Origin of the sequence: Bacillus sp. 22190, from assembly GCF_052045575.1 — a bacterium.
Classification (GTDB): domain Bacteria; phylum Bacillota; class Bacilli; order Bacillales; family Bacillaceae; genus Bacillus; species Bacillus altitudinis.
On record NZ_JBQEPF010000033.1, the window covers coordinates 1 to 5800 of the forward strand.

Sequence of the window (5800 nt, forward strand, 5' to 3'; positions counted from 1 at the left end):
GTCTATAAAACGACTCAAGCCACGTCCGCCGCAGTCAGAGCAGTCGACATTTACAAGACATCACAGAAGTCTTTCGATGCGTTGAAAACATCACAAAAAGGCTTATATGGCCTCACCGCCACCAACGGTTTCAGCGAAGCGATCACAGGCCGAGACATGTTTGGAAACAAGATTTCGAAAGAACAGCAGGAAGCGAGTATGAATGCGACGCTGGGGATGCTTTTACCGTTTGGGGCAAAAGGGTTTCATGGGAAGATAGGAATTAAAAATACTGGTAAATCTACAAAGAATACCACAACATTATGGGATATTAAAACTACAGCAGATAAAACAATAAAATACAAATTTAACGGTGATACAGTTACTGCTTACCGAGATCCAAAAACAGGTTTATGGTGGGCTAAAGATACAACTGGTCATGGAAATTCCGCTTTTAAAGTATTCAAGGAAGCAAAAGGTGGAAAAGAACTTCATTGGATTGCTGATAGTGATAAATATGGAAATTACATGATCAATAAACATAAAAGTTCAACCGGAACTGTCATCAAAATAAAATAACAAAAGGTGATTATACATGTCTTTAACAAAAATTGAAGCTGAAAAACTATTTAAGTTAGGATTTAATAGGCCTGAGTATGCTGATGAAGTGTACCCACAAGATATTTACGAATACAAAGATGCCACTTGGGCGATTGGCGGAAGAATTGTTCCATCAACAACTCTATTATGTAAGGAAGAAGTATTTAAAGAAGGAATATGGATTCCGTCAATGACGGATTTATTTACTTGGTTAGAAGAGATGGATTGTGAATTTCAACTATCATATGATGGGTTAAGCTATAAGGTTGAGGTTTCTACTAGCGATGAGCAGAGATTCAAAGGAAAAGGCACCTCCGTTGAAACGAGTTTATTTAAAGTTATTTGCAAAATACTTCAAACATTTGGAGGTGCACCGGTACAAAAAAATTATGAAATTATTGAAGTAGATATTATAGAGAAAGATGAACTTTAGGCTCTCATTAAGAAATATAAAAAACTTTTACAAAATCAGGGTGAAGAAATGTAGCCCCATATAGATAATATAAGAATAAAAGGATAAGATGAGCTTTCAGTAAATATTAGCTCATCTTTTTTCTATACAAATTTATTTTAAATATAAGATTTTACGAGTTGTATAAGTAAAAATAACGTATACATTTAAAATTTGACTAAAAACAATACCCATATTGGTAAAGTTGAAGGTGTAGAAGACCATTATTATTTTGAAAGAAGAAACAATAAATAACTCAGACGAGGAGTATCCAAATGATTAGAGAAGAAAAATTTATGAACCCACAAGCGATGACTCAAATTTTCGGGGGGATCCCCCATTTTAAAAATGCAGAAATCATGAATGTTGATTTAAACAGAGATGGTCCTACCCTATTTATAAGACTAATGACAAAAGACTCCGTGAAGAATAAACCTAAACGTTGGGGGAATTTTGATGTTGTCTACGTTGAATTATCATTCATTGGTGTAACGGATTTAAAAATTAATCATTTAAGAAATAATAATATAATTGATCATTTTGAAATTAACACAACAGAGAATGAAGGTTTTCTAAAAATAAATTGCAAGAATCAAATGAAAATCGAAACCATATTTGATTGGGCAAGGGTTGAACAAATTTCTCCGGGGCTAATTGGTTCTTAAGATAACTTGCGTTTTCATAAACACCAAATATTAAATCCACTTTAAAGTTGATTTTAGCCTGACCATCCTGTTGGACTCGAGTCATAAAAGATCGCTAAAATACTTTGTTAAACAATAGGAAAAAAATAAAAAAGCCAGAAACTTTGATTCATCAATGTTTTTGGCTTTTTAACAGTTTCAAATCATCATACGTCCCAGTAGAGATTCGAACTCCCGATCGACGGCCTAGAAGGCCGTTGCTCTATCCTGCTGAGCTACTTTATATATCCGCTATTCGTTCACGTTCAAATAGACTATAAATAGATTCGTTTCGAAAAAGTCAATTCTTTTCATGCTGTGTGGATGAACCGACTATAGGTTTACCCCCTTCATCTCCCCAGTGAAAATGTAGGAATATCCCCCATATCCTTTATGTAAAGAAAGAGAGATGTAGTGGGCAGAAATTTACCGATTGTCAGTTTGTGAATGAGAGTGGTTTCTGTATCAAACCAAAACACCAACATACCCAATACCATAACTTGGCATGTATGCAACCATAAAAGACATCCAATTAATTTGGATGCCTTCCTATAACTATTTTACTTGTTCTTGTAGCACGTCTTTCAGCAATTCAATAGCACTTTCTTCACCTAGGTCATTTGTTCCCAGTTCACCTCGGAATGCTTTAGAGAGGATAGATTGCTTTAGTGCTTCAATATTCTCTTCTACTAGAATCATTTCTTTTTGTTTGCTTTCTAGTTCTCGATAATTATTAAGCCAGCTTGTAATTTCCATAACTTCTTCCTGCGAAGGCAAAGGAATCGGTAAAGAAGCCAGTTTTTGTGAGTTAATATTAGCTTGTCCAACCTGTTGGGTAACCATTGATAGAAGTATTTTACGTCCTACATGGCTATTAATATAATGAGAAACATAACTAGCTAAAAAATCTTTATAAAACAATCGAACTCTGATTAGATAAGATGCAAATGTAAATCTCTCTGAGACATCTTCTGTTATTACAGACGTTTTACCAACTAATTCATAACTATTCGTCCTATTAAATAATAAATCATTAGTTTGTAAATCATATTTTAAAACATCTTCATGATTGTTCGGGAGATACTTCAAGTTATTTAGTTCAAGATAACCATCAACAATATTCCCCATTCTTAATACTGGTGTTCCAGTTACGTCATCATTTGTTTTAGCAGATGTGCCATATGTGGATGTTTCAATTAGATCATTTAAGCGCACCCACTTCCATTCTCTTGGCAATTCATATAGCTTTTCTAAAATACTTGAGTCTAATTGGTCTTTATACTTTGTTTTTGTTCCTTCTTTTAATAAATTTATTTGTTCAATCCATTCATTAGCCGTAGTTATATCGGCATTTTCCCCTCTCCACTTCCTAGTCAATTCCCCACGAAACGCCTTATCCAAAATAGCCGCTCGACGAAGTTCAAACGTTTCCTTCGCTTCTTCAATCAACTGCTTTGCTTTTTCAATTTTACTTAAAAGCCGCTCCACTTTGTCAGCAATTCGTTTTTGTTCATTTAAAGGGGGTATTATTACAGGATAATTTTCTACTTCTTTTGGTCTTGCTCGGGTTAGAGATCCCCCCACTCCCGATACATTTGAAGTAAGTAGCTTTCTAAAATAAGGTGACTTCAAAAGATACAATAAATAATTTGGATAAATTATAATATTTTCACTAATAACAATCCATTCTGTCGAAGCTAATTGACGAAATTTCCGTTTTTCATTACATACTTTCCAAACCCTATTTATACGAGGATTAATTTTACATAATAAAACATCATTGTTATTCACCAGCTGTTTACTCGATCCAATCTCTTGGCCTTTTATAATTTCAGGAGACCTTTCAGGATAACTGGGAACACTATATAATTCAAAAATTTCTTCATTAAATTTACTTGGAACAATGGTTCGCTTTTTATCCTTGTTTATCCCTTTTAATTTTATCCATCTCCAATTTGTGGGCACTTCGTACGGTTGCTCTTCCTCTGGCACTAGAACTTCTTCCAACAATTCATCAACAGTCTTTTTTCTCTTACTCACTTTTTTACCACCTCATCCTCTTCAACAGCACGTAACTCCTCAACCACTTCATTTAATAAATTCATTGCCTGCTGAAGTTTTGCAATTGCTTCTTCTGCTGATTCAATTGGATCTGGTAAGTTGTCATAGGAAGATAATGATTCATCTGCAATCAATCCGATATCTAAACTATCCCCTTTTTTTGCAATGTCCTCTCTTGTGAACACATTCCAACGTTCATCCTCTACTTTTGAGCGGTCTTCTGCTACATATGCTCTCATGAAGTGTTCAAAGTGTGCCATTGTTAGCTGATTCCGTTTTCCGAATGACTTCATATTGGTGCGGAGATCGTATACCCAAACATCCTTTGTGTTATCTTGGTCTGTTGTTCCTCTTGTGAAAAATAAGACGTTTGTTTTCACACCTTGGGCATAGAAAATCCCCGTTGGTAAGCGTAAGATTGTATGCAGATTGCATTTATTCATTAAATCGCGTCGAATCTGTGCACCAATCCCGCTTTCAAACAAGACATTATCAGGTAATACAACTGCTGCGCGTGCATGACCATCGTCTTTTAAAGCGTTATAAATTAACTGTAGAAAATTAAGCTGTTTATTGGAAGTTTCAAACGTCAGGTCATCACGGGAGACACTCTCTCCACCCTTTTTCGTCCCAAGCGGCTAGAATAAATTTTGTCAATGTTTCGGCAAATAAACGTAGTTTCATTACTGTTGTATGTGGGTCATGATATACATTTTTCTCAGCTGTTTCTCCTAAATTGGAAAGTACTGCCCACTTTCCTTGAAAAAATGAAAAATTGCTATTCATCATTATCACCGTTTCCCAAAAGGTTTTATATGTTTATTATACTATATTTATACAAAAATTAGGTAGTCTTAATCCACAACTGACAAAGTTAAGTTAATTAACGTTTGTTCAACAAATTTCATATCTTCTTTTTGTGCTTTAATCTTTTTATCGGCAAGAACAATATTGTTTCGAATAGCCAGCTCACTGATAAAGTATCTTCTTTAAAATAACCTTTCTACTTGAAGGGTTATTTAAGCTTATCTTTGAACGTACATATTTCTTGTGCTAATCTCGAAAGAAAACTATATAAGATCATCAATAATATGATTAGATTCAGAAAGAATACAACAGTGGTAAAATCCTAATGATATGGGTGGTTGTTCTTCTGTCTTTATTATTTGAACACACACATTCTCAAACTGTGCCACACTCGTTCTTCAACATCTAGTCATTATCACCTATGTAAATCGTTTCATTTTCATGAAATTTCAGTATTTATTTCCCAATACAACTCCTAATAATGGTAAAATCTCTATTGATTGCGACCAAGCATTAAAGGAGAATACCATGAAAACGTTAGATGTTAAAACTTTGCACCATGCAATTGATCAAACACTGACACAGTTAAAACAACAATCACTACATATCAAATCCCTTGAAAGCCAAATCAATCGAATCATTTCATTGGATGGCGCACTAAAGGGGGAAGCTGGAGAAGCGATTCGAGCGTTTTACTCAGAGTGCCATATCCCTTTCTTGCAATTCTTTCAAGTCACGATTGGAGAATACACCTCCGTACTCCAAAAGGTACAGAATGCACTTCACGCATTTAAATCAAATGAAAATGGCTTTATCTCACAAGCATTTCTCGAGCATGAGCTTGATCAAGGTTTAAAAAATGCCGAAACAGCTGTATCTGATATCATGTCAGATGTGAGCAGTGCCATCGGCAAAGTCAGCCATATTATTCATTTACCAATTGTGGACGAGTCTGCTTTTCAAGTCAGTTACCAAAAAGCCTGGATGAACATCTCAAAAACCATCGGTACGCTCCATGCCTTTGACAGAGAACAAGCCAGTGCTTTGAATGAAACCAAGAACTCCATACAAACAATGAAAGAATACATAGACACTCTAGGCACAATGTTCACTGGTGCAAAAATCGGGATCACCACCTATCAAAAAGGGTCCATTCTCAAAGATAAGGAAGACAAAAAGATCAGCAGTAACCTAAACGAATTGAATAAAAAAATAGACA

The 5800-nt window shown here is 35.0% G+C and carries 4 protein-coding genes and 2 pseudogenes; 4 read left to right on the forward strand and 2 right to left on the reverse strand.

Annotation, left to right across the window (positions count from 1 at the left end):
- The 3 genes and pseudogenes from ACTJKA_RS19745 to ACTJKA_RS19755 all read left to right on the forward strand — a co-directional run.
- Positions 1-558 (forward strand): annotated as a pseudogene (locus tag ACTJKA_RS19745) (T7SS effector LXG polymorphic toxin); the annotation flags it as partial.
- Between the two features lie 16 nt (positions 559-574).
- The gene (locus tag ACTJKA_RS19750) at positions 575-1012 is read left to right on the forward strand and encodes a hypothetical protein (RefSeq protein ID WP_440607919.1); all 438 of its coding nucleotides are present in this window, start codon (positions 575-577) and stop codon (positions 1010-1012) included.
- Between the two features lie 293 nt (positions 1013-1305).
- The gene (locus tag ACTJKA_RS19755; protein WP_265154167.1) at positions 1306-1695 is read left to right on the forward strand and encodes an immunity 50 family protein; all 390 of its coding nucleotides are present in this window, start codon (positions 1306-1308) and stop codon (positions 1693-1695) included.
- A 573-nt stretch (positions 1696-2268) separates the two neighbouring features.
- On the opposite strand, the gene ACTJKA_RS19760 is transcribed toward ACTJKA_RS19755, so the two are convergent.
- Both ACTJKA_RS19760 and ACTJKA_RS19765 read right to left on the reverse strand, forming a co-directional pair.
- Complete coding sequence (locus ACTJKA_RS19760; protein ID WP_268358281.1) at positions 2269-3753, reverse strand: restriction endonuclease subunit S; 1485 nt, start codon at positions 3751-3753, stop codon at positions 2269-2271.
- A pseudogene (locus ACTJKA_RS19765) lies at positions 3750-4412 on the reverse strand (N-6 DNA methylase); the annotation flags it as partial. The pseudogene ACTJKA_RS19765 and the gene ACTJKA_RS19760, both read right to left, overlap by 4 nt.
- Positions 4413-5109: 697 nt before the next feature.
- Here ACTJKA_RS19765 and ACTJKA_RS19770 point away from each other — a divergent pair.
- The coding region (locus tag ACTJKA_RS19770) for a ribonuclease YeeF family protein (protein WP_440607896.1) at positions 5110-5800 on the forward strand (691 nt) is incomplete at its 3' end.

What these genes read in the sequence shown, in the direction of transcription:
- ACTJKA_RS19750 (WP_440607919.1), top strand. Translation starts at nt 575, where the DNA reads ATGTCTTTAACAAAAATTGAAGCTGAAAAACTATTTAAGTTAGGATTT.
- ACTJKA_RS19755 (WP_265154167.1), top strand. Translation starts at nt 1,306, where the DNA reads ATGATTAGAGAAGAAAAATTTATGAACCCACAAGCGATGACTCAAATT.